14 protein-coding genes are annotated in these 21,306 nt (G+C 56.9%); 5 read left to right on the top strand and 9 right to left on the bottom strand.

Features of this window, described 5'->3' with window-relative positions; genetic code table 11:
• Nucleotides 1-77: 77 nt before the first annotated feature.
• Nucleotides 78-8,012 carry an FG-GAP-like repeat-containing protein gene (locus YU9_RS0129765; RefSeq protein WP_084299120.1) on the top strand — a complete coding sequence of 2,645 codons (7,935 nt, stop codon included), beginning with the start codon at nucleotides 78-80 and terminating at the stop codon, nucleotides 8,010-8,012.
• 193 nt (nucleotides 8,013-8,205) lie between these two features.
• On the opposite strand, the gene YU9_RS42885 is transcribed toward YU9_RS0129765, so the two are convergent.
• The 4 genes from YU9_RS42885 to YU9_RS48255 form a co-directional block, all read right to left on the bottom strand.
• A complete protein-coding gene (locus tag YU9_RS42885) occupies nucleotides 8,206-9,051 on the bottom strand; it encodes a ThiF family adenylyltransferase (protein ID WP_036018481.1) in 846 nt (281 codons plus the stop codon).
• Nucleotides 9,048-9,542, bottom strand: a complete 495-nt coding sequence (locus YU9_RS42880; RefSeq protein ID WP_051380569.1) for a hypothetical protein — start codon at nucleotides 9,540-9,542, stop codon at nucleotides 9,048-9,050. Before YU9_RS42880 ends, YU9_RS42885 begins: the two co-directional genes overlap by 4 nt.
• 125 nt (nucleotides 9,543-9,667) lie before the next feature.
• Nucleotides 9,668-10,033, bottom strand: coding sequence for a hypothetical protein (locus YU9_RS0129750; RefSeq protein ID WP_027576065.1), 366 nt, complete (start codon nucleotides 10,031-10,033; stop codon nucleotides 9,668-9,670).
• Nucleotides 10,030-10,365, bottom strand: coding sequence for a hypothetical protein (locus YU9_RS48255; protein ID WP_156952201.1), 336 nt, complete (start codon nucleotides 10,363-10,365; stop codon nucleotides 10,030-10,032). The genes YU9_RS0129750 and YU9_RS48255 overlap by 4 nt, the downstream gene beginning before the upstream one ends.
• A 103-nt stretch (nucleotides 10,366-10,468) precedes the next feature.
• On the opposite strand from YU9_RS48255, the gene YU9_RS0129740 reads away from it, so the two are divergent.
• Entirely contained in the window at nucleotides 10,469-11,371 is a 903-nt protein-coding gene (locus YU9_RS0129740) for a WYL domain-containing protein (protein WP_036018480.1), read from the top strand.
• 395 nt (nucleotides 11,372-11,766) lie between these two features.
• Here the strand turns inward: YU9_RS0129740 and YU9_RS42875 are convergent, their stop codons facing one another.
• A complete protein-coding gene (locus YU9_RS42875) occupies nucleotides 11,767-12,024 on the bottom strand; it encodes a DUF3768 domain-containing protein (protein WP_245266578.1) in 258 nt (85 codons plus the stop codon).
• A gap of 172 nt (nucleotides 12,025-12,196) precedes the next feature.
• Between YU9_RS42875 and YU9_RS44775 the strand changes: the two genes are divergently transcribed.
• Nucleotides 12,197-12,586, top strand: a complete 390-nt coding sequence (locus YU9_RS44775; RefSeq protein WP_051380568.1) for a hypothetical protein — start codon at nucleotides 12,197-12,199, stop codon at nucleotides 12,584-12,586.
• Nucleotides 12,587-12,954: 368 nt separating this feature from the next.
• Nucleotides 12,955-14,163 carry a hypothetical protein gene (locus tag YU9_RS0129725; RefSeq protein ID WP_156952200.1) on the top strand — a complete coding sequence of 403 codons (1,209 nt, stop codon included), beginning with the start codon at nucleotides 12,955-12,957 and terminating at the stop codon, nucleotides 14,161-14,163.
• Between the two features lie 104 nt (nucleotides 14,164-14,267).
• Here YU9_RS0129725 and YU9_RS0129720 read toward each other — a convergent pair whose 3' ends face one another.
• The 4 genes from YU9_RS0129720 to YU9_RS0129695 form a co-directional block, all read right to left on the bottom strand.
• Complete coding sequence (locus tag YU9_RS0129720; RefSeq protein ID WP_156952199.1) at nucleotides 14,268-14,861, bottom strand: hypothetical protein; 594 nt, start codon at nucleotides 14,859-14,861, stop codon at nucleotides 14,268-14,270.
• Between the two features lie 98 nt (nucleotides 14,862-14,959).
• Nucleotides 14,960-15,673 carry a hypothetical protein gene (locus YU9_RS0129715; RefSeq protein ID WP_027576059.1) on the bottom strand — a complete coding sequence of 238 codons (714 nt, stop codon included), beginning with the start codon at nucleotides 15,671-15,673 and terminating at the stop codon, nucleotides 14,960-14,962.
• Nucleotides 15,674-17,085: 1,412 nt separating this feature from the next.
• The gene (locus YU9_RS46355; protein WP_084299118.1) at nucleotides 17,086-18,576 is read right to left on the bottom strand and encodes a radical SAM family RiPP maturation amino acid epimerase; all 1,491 of its coding nucleotides are present in this window, start codon (nucleotides 18,574-18,576) and stop codon (nucleotides 17,086-17,088) included.
• Between the two features lie 138 nt (nucleotides 18,577-18,714).
• Nucleotides 18,715-19,089: a Nif11-like leader peptide family natural product precursor gene (locus tag YU9_RS0129695; RefSeq protein ID WP_027576055.1), complete on the bottom strand. Its 375-nt coding sequence runs from the start codon at nucleotides 19,087-19,089 to the stop codon at nucleotides 18,715-18,717.
• A 1,003-nt stretch (nucleotides 19,090-20,092) separates the two neighbouring features.
• On the opposite strand from YU9_RS0129695, the gene YU9_RS0129690 reads away from it, so the two are divergent.
• A complete protein-coding gene (locus YU9_RS0129690) occupies nucleotides 20,093-20,668 on the top strand; it encodes a hypothetical protein (RefSeq protein ID WP_027576054.1) in 576 nt (191 codons plus the stop codon).
• Nucleotides 20,669-21,306: the final 638 nt, after the last annotated feature.

Here is a 21,306-nt window from a genome sequence, read left to right as displayed (position 1 = left end):
GGATGATGACATCTTTATTGACAACCGGCCGAAGATGGTGATCCATTCTATCATTAGTTGCTTGAACGGAGGGCGGCATGCGCGCGTTTCGGGCAGGTTTGATTTTTGCTTTGTTGATTGTTGGTATCCTGAGTGAGTGCGCTTCGGCGCAGTCACCTGTTCCTCCAAAGACCAGAACGCCGCCGAGCCCCGGCACGATCGAGGGCAGTTTCGACGTCAGTCTCGCCGGGGCCGCCACTTATTCGATACCGGTAAAGGTCGCCCCGGGGACTGCGGGTACGCAGCCGAAACTGAGTTTTGTCTACAACAGTCAGGCGCCGGCCAGTTCGATGGGTCTGGGCTGGGCTGTGGCCGGACTTTCAAAGATCACGCGAGGTCCGAAGAATTGGCGCACCGATGGTGAGGTCCGGGGTGTTGCATTCGATGCGACCGACGCACTCTTCCTCGATGGCCAACGCCTCATTCCGACCGGAAAAACCGGCAAGCGAGACGGAAAATCGACGGCCGAGTATGTGAAGGAGATCGACGATCAAACGCGCGTGACGGCAATTCTCGACGGGACGAGTGACATCAGCGGGTTCGTGGTGGAGACGAAGGCCGGACTGACGCTCGAGTTCGGAGCGAGCGACAACTCCCAGAACCGATTGTTCGATAAGGGTCCCATTCTGCTCTGGATGTGCAATCTCATCACCGATTCAGCGGGCAACTACATCACGTTTCAATATCTCAACTCGGTCGGCGGCGACTACGAAATTCAGAGCATTGCCTATACGGGGAACAAGCGTGCGGGTCAGCCGACCTATGCGACCGTTGACTTTTCCTACAAGAACATTAGCTACCCCGCCGTCTCGTTCATTGCGGGCCATCCGCTTTCGAAAAGCCGACGCCTGACCGCGGTGACATCCAGCGTGGGGACCAGGCAGGCCTATCGGTATGTCTTCGAATATGGAACGACCGATGACGACGGCAGTGATCCGGAATCGAACAATGCCGTCTTGAAATCGGTTGCTCAGTTCGCGGACAACAATACGGATTACTTCACGACACTATTTGGATATTCGAAGCCAACCAGCACGAAAATCTGGCAGGAGGCGGACGGAGGCGGCTACGGAGATCCGAGCAAGGTTATGCCTGTCGTTGGCGACAACGTTGCTGGCGGCTATCGCGTTGCGAAGATGACCGTCGGGGCGCGAACGGCGAACCAAATCCTCTATGGCGCCGACCTTCGCAATGTCGAAGAGCGCGGCGCCTTTGAGAACAAGACTGATCATTTCGACGCAAGTACCGCGCTGGTACCGCGCGCGGCGTTCATCTCCGATATCGTTAGCGTGGCTGACAAGGCTACCGGGGCCGTCATCGTGGATTTGGATGGGACCAACAAGCCGTATCTAATTTCACCGAATCCCGGACAACAATACGCCAATGTTGCCAAGTGGGACGGCAATCAGTGGACCATGCCCACGGCCGGTCAGTATCAGATCCCGATGAGCGCCGATGGTGTGCGCGTCGTGTCCATCGTGGCCGCGAATTTCGCAAGCGCGGGACCTCTGTCGGATATCGTCTGGTCGGATCCGTCAAACACCAGCAAACGCGGCACCTTAATCAATCGAGGGCCAGGGATGGGGCTCGAAGCCGCTGGCCCGCTGCCTTATGTCGTCGGCGATGGCATCGGCCGGCCGGTGGACGCCGACTGCAATGGGGTCAACGAGTTCGGCTACTTTGGAAACGGCAGGAACGAGACCTGGGCTTTCGACGCGAGCCAGAAAAAATGGATTCGCGCGTCTCAGTACGATCTCCCGTTGTCCTATGCTGCTTCCCTCTCGCCTGCGGCCATCAAGGACGCGGGCACCATCCCGAACGGGGGCAAGTCCTGCACGCTGCTCCTTGTCGCCGACGCGCGATTCGATCCGGCGGCCCTGGTCGCGGATTCCGCAAAACCCGGCTGGCAGCCCGACACCGGCCACGATCCGCGAAATGTCGCCGATCCCTTTTGGTTCGTCGACGGCGTCGGAAACGATCTCGATGCCAGGATCATCCAGCTTGGTAGCCACCGGACGATCGTCGCGCCGTCGTTCCGGCACGGCTATGAGGTGACCGACACGGCCCTCCTCGACCTTGCAAAGGCCTCCCTGCCGCCAGCGACGAATCCCAATCCCGTCATGTTCATCGCAGATCTCAACGGCGACGGATATGACGATGTTCTCTTCTTTTCAAACTCCCGGTATGTTGCGAACCAGGTGTTTCTCTACAACACAAGCGTTCAAACGTGGCAACCGCCCAAGCCTAACTACCTTCCGGGTGTCAATTTCTCACGGCCTGATGGCCGGGACAGCGGGGTGCGGCTTGTCGATCTCTTCGGAGACGGGCTTCTGAGCATCATCGCCTCGCGCGAAACCAACGGCAATCTTACCGACCAGGTCACAAAGAGGAATACCGGAAATGGTTGGCAGGATCAGCCCAACTTGAAGGCTCCGGTCCCAATGGCGGCCGACTACAGCTTGAACAATGCGGTGCAATTCGTCGACTTGGATCGGGACGGCTACATCGATCTTGTGTTCAGCATCTTCAAAAACGGCACCAAGACTGTTCACTTCTACAAGAACGCCGCCGGCGGCGGATGGACGGACACTACCGGTCAACTGCCCGACGACGACGACACGGTTTTTGGAGATTCAAAGGCCGGCGATCGTGGCGTGCGCTTCATCGATCTGGACGGCGATGGCGTGCTCGACATCATCTCTTCGCGGCTTGAGGCGGGCGGAATAAAGCAAAAGGCCTACCTCCACGACCTGAAATCCGGGAAGTGGACTCTACATAATGGGTTTACGCCGCCCGCCGATATTCCCTTCGTAGTCATGCCCGGTGCCGGCGGCAACACGCAGTCCTATTCACAATCGACGAATGTCCAGTTCATCGACGTCAACAGCGATGGGCTTTCCGACCTCGTTTATAATTTCACGCTTAATGGCCAGCCCCAAAAAGGAATTTGCCTGAATGGTGGCCGTGGCGTCGGCTGGCTGAAATGCGACACAACGAAAGGTCCGCCCACTGAGCTCGATAAGGTGAACACCAACTTCGATATGTCAATCGCCTATACGGATCTGAACGGGGACGGTCTTGTCGACATTGTAGTTTATAACAGGAAGGATGCGTCCCAAACAAAAACATACATGGGAATTGGTTACGACCCGCGCGGATCGAGCTCCGCCTGGACAGAGAACACGTCCTGGAAGATGCCTTACCAATCGCCCTCGCCCGCTGCTGGTGGCGATCCAGGCTTTCGCCTCGTGGATATCAACGGCGATGGACTACCCGATTTTGTCTACCGCGTCGGCGACGAAGATCGCGTTGCCCTCAATCGAGGATACGCCTCCAGAACAGGCGCGTGGGCTATGCTGGCCCCAGGCAATCTCTATGCGTTACCGCGCGCCTTGAGCGCCTCGGACGGCAGCGACAATGGCGTCCGTCTTCTGGACATTGACGGAAACGGGATTCTCGACCTCGTGCTGTCCAAGGACGGCAACAACGTCGGCGTTTGGACAAATCAAAACGTACGCGTCGGCGTGCTGACCTCGATCACGGAGGGGCTGGGAGCCACAACCACGCTGTGCTACCGAACTCTCCTCGAACGGGACAATCTGTGCAATTCGAATTCGACCCAGCCCATTTATGAAGTCGGCGCTCCGTCGAACAATGATGACTCCATTCGCGGCACGCCGGCGATGTATGTCGTCGCGAGTGTGGGGGTTAACGATGGCGCCAACCTGCTCAATTTTGCATATCGATACGAACGTCTGCGGTTCGATCCACTGGCAAGAAGGTCATTGGGCTTTGGCGCGCGCGACGTCATCGATTTGAACAAGAACACGGTTGCCCGCACGGAACTCCATCAGGATCCTTACCTCGAGGGCCTGCCCGCGGCAGACATTCGTTCCTTGTCTGGAACGGCAGGAGAAGTGGAGCTCGAGCGCACGACCAACGCGTGGCTCGCCGATAAACGGACCGTTCTGGCAAAGAACGGGTCCACCTATACAATAGTGCAGCAGAAGAAAACCAAAATCGATCAGGTCACCCACGACACGGATGGCAGCCTATTCGGCGAAAAGAGCGACGAATTCGATTACGATCAATTTCTCAATGTACTGACATCAGTGACTACACGAAGCGACGGCACGTCGCTTCGCACGACGAATGAATACTCCGCGGATCCTCGCTGGGCCTGGCTCGGCCGGCTTCTGTCGTCGACGACAATGAAGACTGGCGACCTGCTGGGGGGAAGCCGCCAGACCGAAACGGCAACATCGTCATTCAAGTATGATTCCAGCACTCTGCTGCTCAGCGACGAAACGTCCAACGTCGGCGCAAGGGCAGCCGACGGCACCCCGCTCGAAGTGCACGCACATTACGACCGGGATGCATTCGGGAACGTAACAAAGATCAGCATTCGCGCAGCGGCCGAAGCCCGCATCACGACCAGAACTTTCGACAAGTACGGGCGCTTCATCGAGACCGAAACCAATCCCGAAGGTCATCAGACCGTTCGGACCTTCTCGCCTGCCCGTGGCCAGGTGCTGTCGGCGATCGATGCCAACGGCCTGAAGACCGTCGCAACCTATGACGGCTTTGGCCGGAGCGACACGAGCACCAATCCAGATGGAATAACGACAAAATTCACATACAGCTTCGTGACAAATGCCACGCCTTATGCGCGCCTGAATGCCAGATTTTCAATGACGGCCAAGACGGGCGCACTTCCGCCCCTCGTATCGCTTTATGACGGCCGCGGCAGAATGGTCCGCAGCGTTGCGAGCGGGCCGCAGAGCCAGGGAAAGAAAGTCCTTCAGGATACCGACTATGACGAATACGGACGCGTGGTGCGAAAGACCACGCCCTATTTTGAAGACGAGTTGGCGCCGCCGGTCATCACGCGGACCTATGACGTGCTTGACCGTACCGTATTGATCACTCAGCCCGATCGACACGCGTCGACCAAAACGACTTACAAGGGGCGCGCGACCATCGTCGAGACCACCATCGACTCCACCCGCACGGCAAAAACGACCACCATCACCAATGTCCGCAATTTGCCGATAATGGTGTGCGGGCCGCTCTTTACAGGCAAGTGCGACGGCACAACCGCAGCGGCAGGGAATGTTACCTACGGCTACGATGCCAGCGATCGCCTCCTCAGCATTACGTCGACTGTCCTTGACGACCTCGGCCGGCCCCGCCAAGCGATAACATATCACGCCTACGATTCGGTCGGACACCGCACGTCGACTTCGGATCCCGACCTGGGGAACTGGGGGTATCGTTATGATGCGTTCGGCCAGCTCCGCGAGCAGACGGACGCGCAAAATCAGATGACCGAGCTGCGCTACGACAAGCTCGGGCGGATCAAGCGTCGAAGTGCCGGTAATCGAGTGGACGTCTGGATCTACGACGCCCCGAAGGGCGTCGGCCGCGTTGCCAGCATTGTCACGCGAGTCAACGGACAGGAAAAACGCGGCGAAGAGCTGGCCTACGATCAGGGAAGGCTATCGACCAAGACGGTTCGTATCAAAGGCGACGCTCCGGCTATCGAGAGCTTTGCGACCGGCTACACCTACGATGCATACGGGAGAATCAAGCAGATCCGTTATCCGGACAACTTCGTGGTGGAGAATACCTACGACGCCAGCGGGTATCTCGTGGCCATAGGCAAACCGAAAGCCACGCCATGGTGGTCGGCACAGGACATGGATGCTTCTGGCAGAGTCCGGCTGGAGCAGCTCGGCAATTCCGCAGTCACCGAGCGCACATTCGATCCGCGTTCGGGCTACCTGAAAGCGCTGAAGACGACGATTGGAACTCGCAACGTCCAGGATATGGGTTTCGACTATGATCTCGCAGGGAACATCACGAAGCGAGCGAGATCAGGTCATACCGAGACATTTGAGTACGATCTTGCCCAACAACTTGTTTCCGTCAAGTTCGACGGCTCTGTTACCGAGACGGTAACATATGATGCGGCAGGATCGATTCTGGAGAAGAAATCTCCGACAACGACATTGTCGTTCGACTATGGTTCGTACAATCAGCCGTTCCATGCACCCAAGGTGGTCCAGAACTCGCTCGATGGCACATCCACCTCATACGCGTATTCCAACGGCTATCCCAACAATGGAAACCGTCTCGCCGAGGAGGTCATAGATTCCGCAGGCGGGGGCACCCCAAAGTCGCTGACGCACTTCAAATATTCGGCCGACAACAAAGTCACGGAGATAAGCCACCCACCTCACGACGGCAATCCGCTGGTGGACAACGATTGGTCGCAATTCGAGTATGCTGCGAACGGCCAGCGCTATCGACAGATCCAACACAGGCCGGATACGACCAATCCAGATCCTGCCGGCACACGCAGCGAAGTCATTTCCGTCGACCTTTACGAGCGATCGAAGATTTACCGGCTCGGAAAGACGGAGATAATTCACCGACACTACATTGCAAATCCGACTGGCATATTTGCTGCGATCGATAAATCCGATGTCATCGCTCACATCGAGGCGACAGCACCGCCGCGCAGGGAGAAGGAGCGGAAAGATACTGCAGGCGACCTCGGCCGGAAGCTCGCGCTCTCCGAGCGGGTCATTTATATCCACAAGGATTCGCTCGGATCGGTGACTGAACTCACCGACGACCGCGGATACCTCGCGGGGTCGTTTAGCTTCGATTCATGGGGTCGGCGGCGCGACAATGTCCCGACGGACTTCACCGGGCAAAAGTGGTCGAGAGGCTATTCGGGTCTGACGGAGGCCCTGAACGGCGCAGGTGGCTATGGCCGCTACGTTCACATGAATGGTCGCGTCTATGATCCTGCAATCGGGTCATTCGTCAGCCCAGACCTCGTGACTCAAGTCTTGACCGATGAAAGAACACTCAATCGCTACGCGTATGCTCTTAATAATCCGATGAAGTATGTCGATCCCACCGGCTACTGGGGGCTAAGCGACGCCTGGCACGATTTTACGCACGCCGTGGGCGAGGCGGCTCATGCTGTCGGTCAGGCGGGACACGACCTGATCTCGCAAGCCGGTCAATGGATCGGTCAGAACTGGCGCGAAGTGGTGATTGTTGCCGTGGCCGTCGGCGTTACGGTCCTCACCGCTGGCGCGACATCTCCCATCCTGGCAGGCCTGATTTCGGGGGCGGTAACAAGCGGTGTCAGCTCTGCCCTCTATGGAGGCTCCCTCAATGAGGTTCTCTCCGCGACCGTCACAGGCGCGGTTTTGGGCGGTCTCGCCGGGGGATTAGCGCAAGTCGTTTCGGCCGGAAGCTGGCAGAGCGTATTTGCGCATGGCGGCCTGGGTGGATTGGAAAATCTGGCCCGAGGAGGCGATTGGCGCGATTTTGCTAAGGGTTTCGAATTGGCGGCCTTGAGCAGCATTCAACCCGATATCGCGCGCATCACCGGCTTCAGTGGCGCAACTCTGCTCCAGATCGGGGCGGCGGCTGCCCTGGCTGGAACGATTGCCGAGGTCGAGGGTGGAAAATTCGCGAATGGGGCGGCTTGGGGAGCCTTTGCGCAGATACAAATCGACAGCAACGCTTACAACTGGAGCATTAACATCCAATCCTCCACATTGAGATCCCTGGTGGATAGTGTGAAGAACATCGTCCGCGATGTCACACCGTTCGTGCTGGCAGCAAACAATTTGCCTGCAACTATTCGGGGGATCGTCGCAGAAGACATCATAGCTGTAACGACCGAAGTCGCCGGGGTCCGAAGTGATTTCAGAAGCAGCCTGGACTTTGTTCGAAATCAGATGTCCAACGATCCGTTCAGTCTAGCTTTGCTGATGTATCCGCCGCCTCAGGGAATTGGGTGGACGGATGCAGGCCAGTACAGCTTCCAGGGCGTCGGCTCCGCCTATTTCGGCGCGTATTGGTATCAATCCGCGCCAAGCTACTACTACAACATCAGCGGACAATTCAGCTTCGGCACTTCGGGACCGAGCTGGTCTTCGAGATGATTCTCGTCTTCTGCGCGGGCGCATTGTCGCGGCGCGCGATTGACAAGAGAATCAAAAGAAACAATGCCAGGGAGAGTTATCACTTACGTACAGCAGCCCGCGTTAGTAATCGGAAAGTCATTTCGATATGCCGCTTCATCCGTGTTGAACTATTTGGCTACTTGACTTTGAATGGGAGGCGGGCGCGGCCGTCTCAGGCTCTGCTGTCATTTTCCTTTGTCTTGCGGAGGTCATAAAATGGATCGCCAAGGCCATCCGCGCCTCCATGGTGGGGGCATTGTTGCTCCCGTGGAAAGTATTGGGGCTGTTCGCTCGCTGTGACGGTCTGATTGTTGCCGTCCAGTTCGAGCCAAGTGAAGCTTTCGGTATTCGCAAACCAGGGTGTGACGAGTTTCATGAAAGCCCCGACGGCCAAGGAAGCCAGTGTCCCGTTCGTCCACACGACCTGGGGATTGATGCCCACATCACCGTACCGGTTTTCTTCCTTGGCAAGATTGTCCGGAGTTAAAAATCCAAGGCAGCGCATGCAGGGACGCCCCGGCAGAGTCATGATCATCTGCCCAGCTACCGCATAGAACTCTGGGCCAATCTTCGTGACGTCCATTCCGATGTCAATATAAGGTATGCCGAAGCGGCGCGCTGCTGTCTCCAGATAATCGCGTTGCTGATAGCCGTCGACGCATCCGAACAGCACATTGGTGTCGCGGATGAGGTGATCAGCCTCCTGCCATTTGGCTTTGGCGGTTTTCACGCTGGCCCAGGACCGAATCCCCTTGATCGTACGCTCGGCGATGTCGACCTTGGCGGTTGCTTTGTCTACGTCTGCGCTGGTGGCGCCGATGAGCCGGTTGAGATTGCTGGCCTCAATGTCGTCCGGATCGATCAGGCGAAAATGTCCGACGCCGACATGGGCAAGCTGCTGTGCGATATGAGAGCCTCCGCCTCCGAGCCCAACGATGGTAACCCGCACATCCGCAAGTAGCTCTTCGGCATACGGACCAAGAAAGCTTTGGCGGCTAAAATCACGGTCATCGGTCATGCATAGAAATCCATACTGCCGTCGGCAGCCGAGCGCATAAGCAAGGTTCGGGCGCCGACCTCTTCGAACACATCGATCTTACGGACGTCGTTGGGCCCGAGCCAAACACGGCCCGCCGCTGTCTTGGCATTAAGCACCAATGCGCCATGCGGCATCTGCGGACAGACGCTAAAGAAATCCGGCACGAACTTGGCTTGCTCGCGCAGATCCGTGCCGCTGAACCACAGGCGTGGCGAGAGGCCGTGCATATGCACGTGAAAGATGCCGACGCCCTTCAGCAAGGCGAGCTCAAGCGCCTTGCGAAAAGCCTCCTGACCGATCATCGCGCCGACGCTTGGGTCAGGCAGATACTCGTTATCGGCCACTGGATAATATTCATCCGCGAAAAGCACCAAGCCCTCTAAACCCTTTGCCGCGCGCACCGTGACGAACCCCACGCGCTCGTGAGCGAACGCATGCGAGCGCTCAAGATCATCGCGCAGACGCGCCATAAACGCGCTCGTCGCTCGAAATCTAATGCGCGGAGACGGTCGGGTCCCGTCAGTATGAGATGCCGCAGGCTTTGTCGGCGAGGCGAATAAGCCCGTGAAGAACGTCACGATAGTGCGCCACATGACTATGCTGCCTTGCTTAAAGGAGCGAGATGCGCTGCGAGAATATCAAGATAGGGCTGGTCCGGCGTGACACCGCTCCAAGAGAACGTCGGCCAGTTCCGGCCTAAGAGATACGCATTCTCGTTCCAGTTGACGCCACCGCCGACATTCTGCGCGAGATAAAGCTTGGTCGGATAGGTAGCGTTGTCATGGTTAAGACACAGGATGGCGTCCATCACGTACTGCGTCGTCCCTACCCGAAAGCGAAGCTTCTCCATGTAAATCAGCTTGCGCCAGCCCTCCGACTTGAAAGACACCTTCCCATCGCAGAGTTGGGCGATGGGAAGAAGGCTGGGGTCGATATCGTCGTTTGCTGCCGGGCCACTCACGATGAACCGCCCTTCCGCACGTGGCTCATGAAGCGCAGGCCGTCGCGAACGTCGATATGCGCGGTATCTTCGAGATCCACGAGCCCGGTCGGGGTGATCTCGGCAAGTGCCTTGGCCGGATCGACACCTACCTCCTGCTTGAGGGCACTGACGAGCCATTCACCCTGTCGAACGGTCTTCGGCTGATTGTCGACGATAATGTGGGCTGCGTTGGCGCCGCCGTGACCAGGATTACCTCCGCCGTGACCGAGATTATCACCGTTCGGACTAGAGTTACCGCTTCCATCGGAACCCGACTGGCCCCCGCCGGAGCCACCTCCATGATCGCTCATCTGCGATTCTCCTATGAAAACAATGCCGAAACAGGTATATTTTCATTACCTGTCGTGTTTATATACGGATAGTTTCTAGACGAGTCAACCCCCGAGGAGTTTCATGATAGGAACCGAGGAAATTCGCTGGCCGATCGCCCAACGATACGAATTCATCGAGTGGCGCGTGTACTGGAGTGGACGGGTAAACCGGAAAGATCTCGAGACGCAGTTCCAGATTTCGACGCCACAGGCTTCGATTGATCTCCGCGACTATCAGCAGGCCGCCCAGGGCAACATCACCTACGACGCATCCGAGAAGGCGTACGTCCCCACGCACAACTTCCGGCCGGTTTTTCTAAAGCTTTCGCCCGAACGCTATCTCTTGCAACTGCAGGCGCTCCAAGCGGGCGCCATCCGAAAACGCGACACATGGTTTGATGGCGTGCCACCGGCGGAAGTCGCGCCCGTCCTAGCGCGCGGCCCGGAAGCCTACACGCTGCGCGCTCTCGTCAAGGCGGTCGAGACGCGCTCGGCTATCAATATTTATTATCAATCACTCACCCGCACCGGCATGCGAAAAATCTGTCCGCACGCCTTTGTGCATGATGGCTATCGCTGGCATTGCCGCGCCTTCTCAACCGATCGGAATGAGTTTCGCGACTACGTGCTAGGGCGCATCCTGTCGATCTCTGAGCTGGAGCCCTGCGATATAGATCCTTCAGACGACGTCGAGTGGCTGACGCATTTTGAACTGAAGTTAAAAGCCCACCCTGAGCTCGATGCGCGTCAGCGCGAAGCCATCGAGCATGACTACCGTATGGAGGATGGCGAGCTTCGAGTGATGATGCGACTTCCCGCGGCATTCTACTTCGTAAAGCGCTACAATCTCGATCTCCAGAACAAGGGCATCGATCCTACCCGTATCCAACTGTGGCTCGAAAATTTTGACGAGCTCAACGCCGCAATGGAATCGGCAAAGATTCAATCACGAACACTCGTGGCGCGAAAATCCTCCACTTCTTAGCGAGCTCCAAACTTAATAAGCCACGCTCACGCATCCAATGTGTGGACTGACAGCAGTTGGGCCGTTTGTCGAATTTATCGAGCGAGGGGAAAGGGGGGCCGGCAGCAACCAAGTTGCCACAGCCTGCGCTCGGCCGGTCGAAGTCGCTGCGCGACGTGCTCCGCTGTGCTTTGCCCCAATAGTGATGTACTTCCTTGGCAATGTCAGGACCCGCTTTTCAACAAATGCCCTCGCGTAAGCGAGGGCGTGGACAAAAGTCCAAGGCAAACCCGCGCTGATCGGGCGCCTAACCTATATGGGTCCGGCAGGCCTTCCGATGATCCCCACAACGGCGCTTCTCCTGCTGAAGCACTTCTCCGCTGCGTCCAGATGGGAGGCGGTCACTTCTTGCTTTATCAGTACTCACTAGCGAGCATCAGCGTGAGCACACGCGTGGTGCGCTTGGGATCGCTCGGATCTTCTGAGCCGTACTTCATATTCTCGTCGTAGTAGTCGATCTTCCAGAAGAACTTCCGACCGACGAGGTCAAAGCTTCCGAAGTCGTGTTCGCTATACGGATCGTTCTCCTCCGTAAATCCGGAGAAGTCCGCGACCTTACGCAGCGCCTCGGCCTTTAGGCAGTCCGGTAGCTCTGCAACGCCGATCGTCATCATGATCTTGCCGCCGCGGAACGTCTGCCTGAAGGCGACAGCTAAGGAATGAGACCGTTCGCAACTTCTTCCTGAAGAGTTTGAGCGCTTTTCTTTCGGGTACCGGGCCGACGGCACGGCCCCCATCCAAAACAAGGTGGGTGCTTTTATATCAGATCCCCTGTTGAATAGATTTTTGACCGCTCCCAAACGCGATATCCATGTCCGCCAGATTATGGACGAGGGCAGAGTGCTGCTGGTCAACCTAGCCAAGGGACGGATCGGCGAGGATAGCTCGTCGCTGCTGGGCGGCCTGCTCGTGACTACGCTTGGACTTGCGGCCTTCAGCCGGGCAGAGTTGCCGGCACCTGAGCGGCGAGACTTTTTCGTTTATGTTGACGAGTTTCAAAACTTTACAACGCTCCTGTCGCGAACATGTTCGCAGAACTCCACAAGTATCGGGTCGGCTTCACTGTCGCCAACCAATATCTTCATCAGCTTGAACCCGGACGTGCGCCATGCGGTTTTGCGAAATGCCAGCACGATCATTTCCTTCCGAGTCGGTTCGAGGATGCAACATATTTAGCGCGGGACTTTCCAAGAACGATTCGATGAAATCGATCTGTTGCAGCTATCGAACTATCGGATCTATTTGAAGCTTATGATCGACGGAGCGCCATCAGCGCCGTTTAGTGCAGTCACACTTGAGCCCAGCCGCTTGTCTCCTGGGCGTCCGGCTTTCTGCAATGCAGCGCGATAAGGGCGGACTACTCCAAACTCTGCACTTCCACGGCAGGTTACTTCGATATATCATCCAGTGTGGTGGCCCTGTCGTAGGTTGAGCATCGGTTTTTCGTTACGATATGGTTTCCGAGAGGCATCCACTCAGTGTTATTTTTTCGCGTTGATCAGGCATCCTTGCGCCGTGACGATGCAAGGATGCGAAGGGGGGCCATGGCAAGAACCCTGCGCCTCGTTTTGGTAATTCTGATCACTCTCTTCGGCAGCCATCTAAGCTTTGCCGCCTGTGACGAAGACTGCAACAAGTCGTGTTGCCATACTATCAGAATTACTCCCTGGGACAAAAACGATGTCTGCGAACCGCAGTGCAAAGCCACCTGCGAAGCATCGAAAGCAATTTGCAAACCGACTGGTGTTGAACTTCCTCATTTGCCATCTGTAGTAACGGAGCTCGAAAAGAAGTGCGCGGCCGGCTTCACCGCGATCGTTGGAACGGTCATCGCTGCCTATACAGGTCAGCAGGCGCCAAGTCCGGCCGGTACCGCTCGCCGGTTCGATCGTGCGAAAAAGGCGCTCATCGATATCGGACTATATCGCGCCGATGAGTTTAATGGCGTTGAGTTCAAATTTTGCCGCCTGACCGGCAATTCTAGCGGGTTCGCCTACGACAGAGACAAGGTTTGTATCTCCGATCATCTCAGTGACGGCACCCATGACCTGGAGTTGGCGTCCGTTCTCGCGCACGAGATGTTCCACATTCGCCAATACCGTGCACGAGGCACTGATAACTTCAAGTGCGAGTACAGCAAGCAACTTTCTCGCAACAGCTTTAAGCAAGACCGCGGTATGGATATTGAACGCGACGCCTACGAATTCGAGGACCGATCAGATATTCTGCTGAACTACTACTATAAGACGTGGGCGGGGCTGTACGGAGCTTACAATCTGAGCGCTGGTCAGTATTGCAAACCTGAGCGGCAGCACGCCTATGTAACGAGTTCGGATGCTCGCTTACTGCTAGTAAATGAATGCGGCGACCAAAGCGAGGCCGAATTTCTTAAGGACGGCCGCATTCGCGCAATCAAGTGGAACGTTATCGCGACGCCGAATCCGAAGACCCAACAGCTCATATGGGAGAACGGCTCTATCTGGAATCGACCTACGTGGAACGGAATCGGCGGCCGGTACTTCATCACGGCGGGTCAATATTGCAAACCCGTGAGCCAATTGCCTGTTATCGTCACCGGCGATCGTGTGGTCTTGATAAACGAGTGTGGGGGGAAAAGTAACGCTGAGATAGATGCTGCCGGTAGAGTCCTCGCATTAGATTGGAAGGGCGCGGATGGAAAGCCGCTTGTCGGAACACCTGAGCCCACGAACGCAGCCATATACTGGGCCAATGGATCCGTATGGTCTAAGTGACGAGCGTTCGCGCGCGACTTAGAAACTGGTTTCGCGTCGTTGGCGCTCACGAATCTTCATGAAGACACGCGGCCGTATGGATAAGAATCCCTCTCCTTACTGGCCTAGCCCCAAGTTGGAGCTTCGCCGTCCTGCCACGTGATGTAGGATCGCCAATCTTCAGGCAAAGCTCCGACGAAGTTACTTTGCTTCGGATATTCTCCATACACCGCCTGCAGTTCGTTGCAGCTGCAGAACTGATCGACCATCGCCTCTTTTGCCTCTTGCGAGGTGTTCCTTCTGCGGATTTCATCGTGAATAAGGAACTCAATCGTCTCGTGGACAATCACCTGATTGAAGCTCCAAGCAGTCTTGGCGACCTTCGGGTCTCTGCTTGTAATGAACGGTTTCGGATGTCCGGGCAGGCCGGTCGGATGATATGACCCGCCCGAGCCATATCGTGTGACGTGAACATTCAGCAAATAAGGCGGATGACGCTTCATCCTTGCGAAGAAGGCTTCAAAAATGGATTGCGACTGCGACGCCCACGTGTCGCGCAGTTCGTCAATCGAGCTGCCGGGTTCGGCGTCCGTTACAATTGCCTCTCGCAATTCTTCATCAGTGAAGGCTCGCTCACCTCCCTTAACCCGATGGAGCAACGAGGGTGGGAGACGGAAATTGTAATTACCGCTCCCAAGTTGGGTCATGAGCCAGCGCACATATACGAGCTCATCGTTTACATTGCGCTCGATCGTGTACGATGTAGGTCTACTGTGCACTGTTCTCTCCAATGATCGTCCAAAGCTTCGGCGCAGTGTCACTTCATTTTTGCTGCGTGCTTCTTAGCGGACGTTTTCTTCGCAGCTCGAAGCTTCATATTCATCTGTTGCTCGGCAGGTGTGAATTCCAGGACCTCGATGATTTTGTACTGCGCCTCTGCCCGGTCACCTTCTGGTGGTGCGATTTCCATTTTCACTTTGTAGCGGTCGTTCATAAACGATCCACCCCGCTTAACCGCATCCTTTGCGATGTTCGTTTCGCGGATGTCAACGTAGACGGGCTTCTTTCGGTACAGAAAGCGCCACTTTGGGGCCTTCACATCGAAAACGGGGCCGTGGGTGTACAGCACCGCGCTAACGATTTTTGGCGCTGCCTCCTTCTCGATTACGCCGCCCGGGTGTTCGCATGACGCGGCGATTGCTCTCACATCCTCGTTTCGGTAGGTCGCGATCTGTTTGTCGTCTTTGCGAAACTCAATCGCTTTTGCCTCCTTGTGGTCTATCGGTTTGAGCGTGCCCTCGACCGCTTCCAAGACCTGTGCGTTTTGAGAGAGCCGAAACACGTCACTGCCGATTTGGAATGTATTGTTATCACCCTCGATCTTGACGATGACGGCACCAAGCGATCCTTTCACCGTCTGCGCTGAGTCCACCTTTCGGCCATTGCGCCACTTCAAATGGCCAAACAAGCCCGCTGCGGTGGTTCCTGCTGTGACGCCAAGTTTTTGCAGAACGTCCGTCGCGTGCTTCACACCTTCGTCGTTTCAGAAAGTGTTTGACAGTATCGAGAACCGATTGGAGCGTCTCGAAGTTGATGAGGAAGCACTTATGCTCAAATCTTGAATCGACCAGCACCTTCATCGTCGCGCGGTTCTGGTTGAGTTCGGCATTCGCCGCCCGGATCAACTTTCCGAAGGCCAAAAGTGCCAGGCCCAAGTGCCTCCACATCCATGGTGTGCTCATCGTCAGTGTCGCCGATGTAGGCGACCTGGAACCGCTCCCGATTCTGTTCGCTCTTAGCCACAAGTCCCCACTGATGGTCACGGCACAATCCTACATTGCGGACGAGCCGTCCACCGTACCCCAGCTCAACATCCTCTGTTCGAGTTCGTACGCGCGGCGGACAAACGGCTGGCTCGCTTGCCGGCCGTGGAGTTCGACGGCTAGGATTGCAAAACGCCACGCGGTTTGGTTTAAGTATGATGTCTACGGACGTCCGTGCCAAAAGCGTGCCGAGCAAATTCAGGCCGAGACGAAAATTAGAGCAATCTCAAAGGATTGCGGGCGTACTTCAATGGTAGAACGGCAGCCTCGACGGGCCTAGCGGTATGCTGCTGCGGGCGTTCGCGTACGCCGGTCTCCGGAGCGCGACCGCGTGGGGCGACTTGACGTCGGGAGCGATGCCCGAAGGGCATACTTCATGTATTCGATATCGCTCGAGCAGGCACCGTCCCCATGAGTCCGCTAGTCTTTGCGGGCGTAGCGGTACTCTTCTTCTGGGTAGGCGTGTCGACGCTCTGCAAAGAGTGCGTTCCAGCCAAAGACAAAAACGACTGATCTGCCCGGGACCGGAGAAAAGAGATGACGCCACAGAAAGTCCTAGCCGAGCTGCAGAAAACGACCGAGTTGCTGGACTGGATACTGTGATCTTCAAGATCATCCACACGAGGTCGATTGGGACGCAAGCCGGTCCGACGGATAGAATATCTACCGCCCGCTCAAATCGGCCGCCATAATCTCAATCGCTACAAAGGACGTCCCGTCCGGTGAACATCCCGGGTAGCACCCGGCGCGACTGCAGCAGTTTAGCAGTGCTCGCATTCGAGCGACCGGGAATCAGTTCAGTCTCTCAGGTACTTGAGCATGCTGTTGCAGGCGTCCTTGGCCTCAGCGAAGCTCTGCAGCGGCGAGCCGAGCACCCTGATCGAGCCACGGCTCTGGTCAAGCGGACGCCACGAAGCGACGTAGCCGAACCTTCCGCGAAAGCCAGGGCCCGTCGGGCTCTGCAAGCTTATAACGAACGAGTAGCCGCCGCTGCATGCACTCCAAATTTCCATGTTTTCGACAGCGCGGTGGAACTGCAGGGGCATCACGCACCGTTCGCCTGGGCAACCCGACAATGAAATTCTTCCGGCGGATCCAATGGCGTACAAAATCCGAGACTCTAACCGCTGCCGGATGAAAGTGCAGTAACAGGTCCGTTGGTCTGCCAGGCGAAGCTGTCCTCTAAGTCCTCTTCAATCACCCCGGCCGCGTATAACTGATCGAGCAGGTCAGCTACTGCGAGCACGCTCGCTCCGTCGGTCGTGACCTGCCTAACCAGCTCCGACGCTGTGCAGTTGCCATAGGCGATTAGATGGCCAACGGAAGTCGGAGTGATGTCGTCGAGCACCCGGTGTTCCATGTTGCGTGAGCGGAGATGAAAGCATCGGTTCCCGGCCTTGTATTGCAGGTCCCTGCGGAAGCGGATCGGCAATTTGGGAGCTGGACTCTCGAGCATATGCTGGTCGATCATGCGCTGCAGCCCCTCGCGGAACTCGTCAGGCGTCCTGAAGAAGCGTTCACTCAAGACGCGGTAGCCGAGAGGCCAGCGCTTGCTACCCGGCACCGGCGTCACCAATTGTAAACGTCCCTGCAACATATTTACGAGAAAGCCGGAAACACAGGCGATGGTCGTGTGATCACCCTCCAGCAAGGCGATTGCATCATCTTTGCTGGCGGCCCTAAGTTTCTCGCTCCGCTCGCGCGCGCGTCCAGCAAAAGCCTTTGCAGTCAGCGCCTCCTTGCCCTGCAGGACGAGTTCGACACCGATCAGCTCCTCAGGCGAAAACGCCATGTGAATCTGGTCGAGATGTGTTGTGCTCAGCACGGAGAATCGATTCGTCACGGTGCGATAGCGCTTGAACAGTTCGAGCACGCGCGTGGTGAGTGCGCGATCCCTGAGCGGGGCCGCCGTCGTTGTTTGTGGCAATGCGCCCGTGATCTGGTAGTAGTCGAATAGAAAGCGGTCGTAGTCTGGGTTGTCCATCGGCTCTGTGGCCCAGTAGCAAAAACCAGTACGGGCTGCCGAACCAAACATCTCGCTCGCGATACCGACCACGCCGCGCCAAAGCGCTGCATGCTCTTCGCTATATTCGTAATAGCCTTTGAAGCGGTCCGCCGAGAGGCCGCAAAACCAGCAACCCACGGTGCAGCCGTCGCTCAGCTCGAAAGCGATGATGGGGTACGTGACCGACGCCGCCGTTCCGCCCAATTCGTCGTTGCAGCGCCGGATTTGGCGCTCACGCCAAGCATGAAAGCGAGGGCTGATCGTCGACATTTCGCCCTCTTCGCGCAGGAGGTCGCGATGGCGCAACATCTCGCAGATAAACTCGTCCCACATCATAGCCAGGGGCCAGGGCGTAGACTCCGGCTTGAAGCGGTGTTTCAGGTAGCCGCCGCGCCAGAGCGGCAGCATTTTCATTGGGTCAACTTCGATGCCGTAGCGCTCTGTTACCGCTCGAGGAGAGTCAACGTTCTCCGAAAGTGCCCTGCGGAACTCCAAGTCACCAGCCAGCCGCTCCATGAAGCGCTTGACGTGTGACAGCGTGCGCAGTTGCTCGGGGGTGCGCCGGTCAAAAATCTGTCGGCAGTGTTCGGTGGCAGTGTGCGTCATACCGTACGGGTGAGCCCTGAAGCCGCATCTATAGGCCTGAAAGCAATGATCTCACTCCTGACGAGGCGTGCTTTCAGTTCTCTTGGGACCGGATGGTCTCCTTGAGGACGAGCCATTGGGATCAGAGCTAAAAACATGTCACGCCACGACCGCGACAACAACTACAACAAGTAAAACGATAGCAACTAGGTCACGGCCCGCTTCCGCAGCTTGCACGGCGCTCGTGGGTGCCTTAGACGTGGAACCAGCCAACGCAGTGGTATGCACAATCCTGCTCGAGCCCGCACCACTCAAATCCTGCTTGCCGCCGACAATCGCGTCGAGCTGCATCAACGCGTGTCGGCCTGGCGCTCGGATGCAGCTCCTAATCTCGTCAAGCGTGAAATCGTAGCCGTGGCTCTTTCCGACAGCTACAATCGGTGCCAGGCCTGTAGCACTCTGTTTAAGGTTTTCGAGCAGGCTACCCTCTTTCGCTAGATTCTTGACAAACCGTTCTACCTCAGCCTGCGACATAGCCGGCCTCTGCTAAATGTTGCTACCTATCCGTCGCCTTGGAAGCGATCGGTGATGACGCCGTAAGGAAGCAATCCGCATACCAAACTGAAATTGCTGCTTTTGCGCTTTGTCTGACCGTGCGTATCGTCAACTTGCCGACATTGGTCTCGAACCTAACAAGCGCTCAGTGTCGAAGTCGCCACTGAAATGTCCGCTTCCTCTAAGCGCGCCCTGACACGAGCGCCATCTGCATCACGTGAGCGTCAATTGCAGCCGGGACAAAGTTGGCCGTTCGTATTGCCTCGCCTGAGGATTTATCATTCCGCTTGACCGATGTAGCTCCGGTTGTCAGTCGGAGGTTGCATCATGGCGCGCGACCGGAGGCACTGGGGACGTCGCGAATGCCCGTTACACGCAGTGGCAGCCGCAGTCTCGGGATCGCCGGCACGGCCGCACCTTTAGCCGTACGCGGGATGATCGGCTCGGCTGCTTTGCGTCTGAGCGGTTTCGTTCTTCATCTAAATAAGTGAACAGTTCGCTCCGAGCTTGCCGGACTCTCACGTAGCTCGCGCTCTCGTCTGTTTTCGCGCTGGCGGGGCTATGGTTAGCGGTCCGAGCATAGGCTCAAAGTGTAAGCAAGAACGACTGGTCGCGAGCAGAGATCAAAATACACATGTTCGGTGCGAGACTGGGTCTGGCCGCGGTCCGCATCGCCTGGACCTCCTAACCAGCTTTACCGCCAGGTGAATGCGGCGCACGACGGAGACCTGCGCATCGACTGCGCGGTCAGGCGGAATGAGACTTTGCTCGGAGATGATCGCATCAGATGTGGCAGATGCGGGCGCCGGTTTGTCTCCCTTGTTCGCCCTTTGTCAGCTTCTCGAAAGCTAGCCTCTTTAACACTCGAACTTGGCCTCTCGATGATGAAGCCGCCCATGTCTGAATTCGTGACGAACTTCAGCTCACTCCCTGGGGGAGATCTTCAAGAGGCCTTTGTTCTCATAATAGAAAGGGGATCTTTATGGATCCGAACACGATTGATAATGTCCGTTCACCAGAATCACCAACGGCGCACGTCTGGACACAGGAAGATCATGATTTGTTCAGTCAGATCATGAATGAAGCGGGACCATCATCATCTGCCGCACCTGAGGAAGCGGTAGATGTCTCGTTCGCCGTTCCCCAGAGATTTTCACACGGTTCGCAAATCGCCCCTGACGTGATGGTCGAGAGGCTGTTCCACCGGGGTCTCTTGCCGGACTCGGACCAGCCGACGATGACCTATGAAATCCGAGGTCGCCGCTACACGGCCGGTTTGGATGAGTCCAATCGCGTTCTTCTTGTTCATAATCCTGCGGAGGACCAAGTGGTTGGGGCCGGCCGGGCGGGGGTACCGGACTTCGGAGCTTTCTTCACGGAGAACCGGCGCTTCGGAACGCCGCTACCAGAGCAATGGGCCACACCTGCCCTAATGGACAAGCTGCGCGAAGAAGGTTTCATGCCGACCGCTAATAACCCCACAACGATCCAGCTTAACGGACGAGCCTACGAAGCCAAATTAGCCGAAGGAGGGTTCGTGAAGCTTACGCGGGTATGAGACGCAACTAGTTGGTGAAGCGATCGCGCCGGACTGGAGCCTTGCGGTCAGTTCGGTTGTCCTTACCTGGATAGACAACTCACCGATTAACAGTGGATTGCTCGCGCCGCCAGTGGGTACGGATGATCGCGGCCCGCTGGCGGCCCACGAGATGCACCGTCATCCTGGCCATTTCGTCTGGGTCGTGCCGGACCCGTCATGCGGGCTGCAATATTACCCCCCTTATGCCTCACCTTGAGGATGTTACTTTCGCTTGAGCGATGTAGCTCCGGCTGTCGGCCAGTCCGAGGTTGCACCATAGCATGCAGGATCGGAGGACTGGAGGACGTCGTGGAATGCCCATTGCACACGACCAGCTTCGCACCTTTATGTGCGCGGGATGATCGTCTCGGCTGCTTTGCGTCTTATCGATCCCAACAAGTGTTGCACGATGGTGTGCTGCGGCGGGCGAACTGCCCGAGGTGCTGTTCAGCGAGGCGGAGACTTGCCTGCGCGCTCAGACGGGACTTGGCCACCAAACCAGCGCTCCGTGTCGGCTGGGTTTCGCGCAAATTGGGCAGCGAAACCGATGAACGTGGAGGGCACTCGAAGCCGCGTAGTCTTTGCCGTTGCGAGCCCACATAGTCTTCGGACGCGGA

Source organism: Bradyrhizobium sp. WSM1743, from assembly GCF_000473065.1.
Lineage (GTDB): Bacteria > Pseudomonadota > Alphaproteobacteria > Rhizobiales > Xanthobacteraceae > Bradyrhizobium.
The sequence above is the reverse complement of the archived record's forward strand: the minus strand, read 5'-3'. Positions and strand labels throughout refer to the sequence as shown.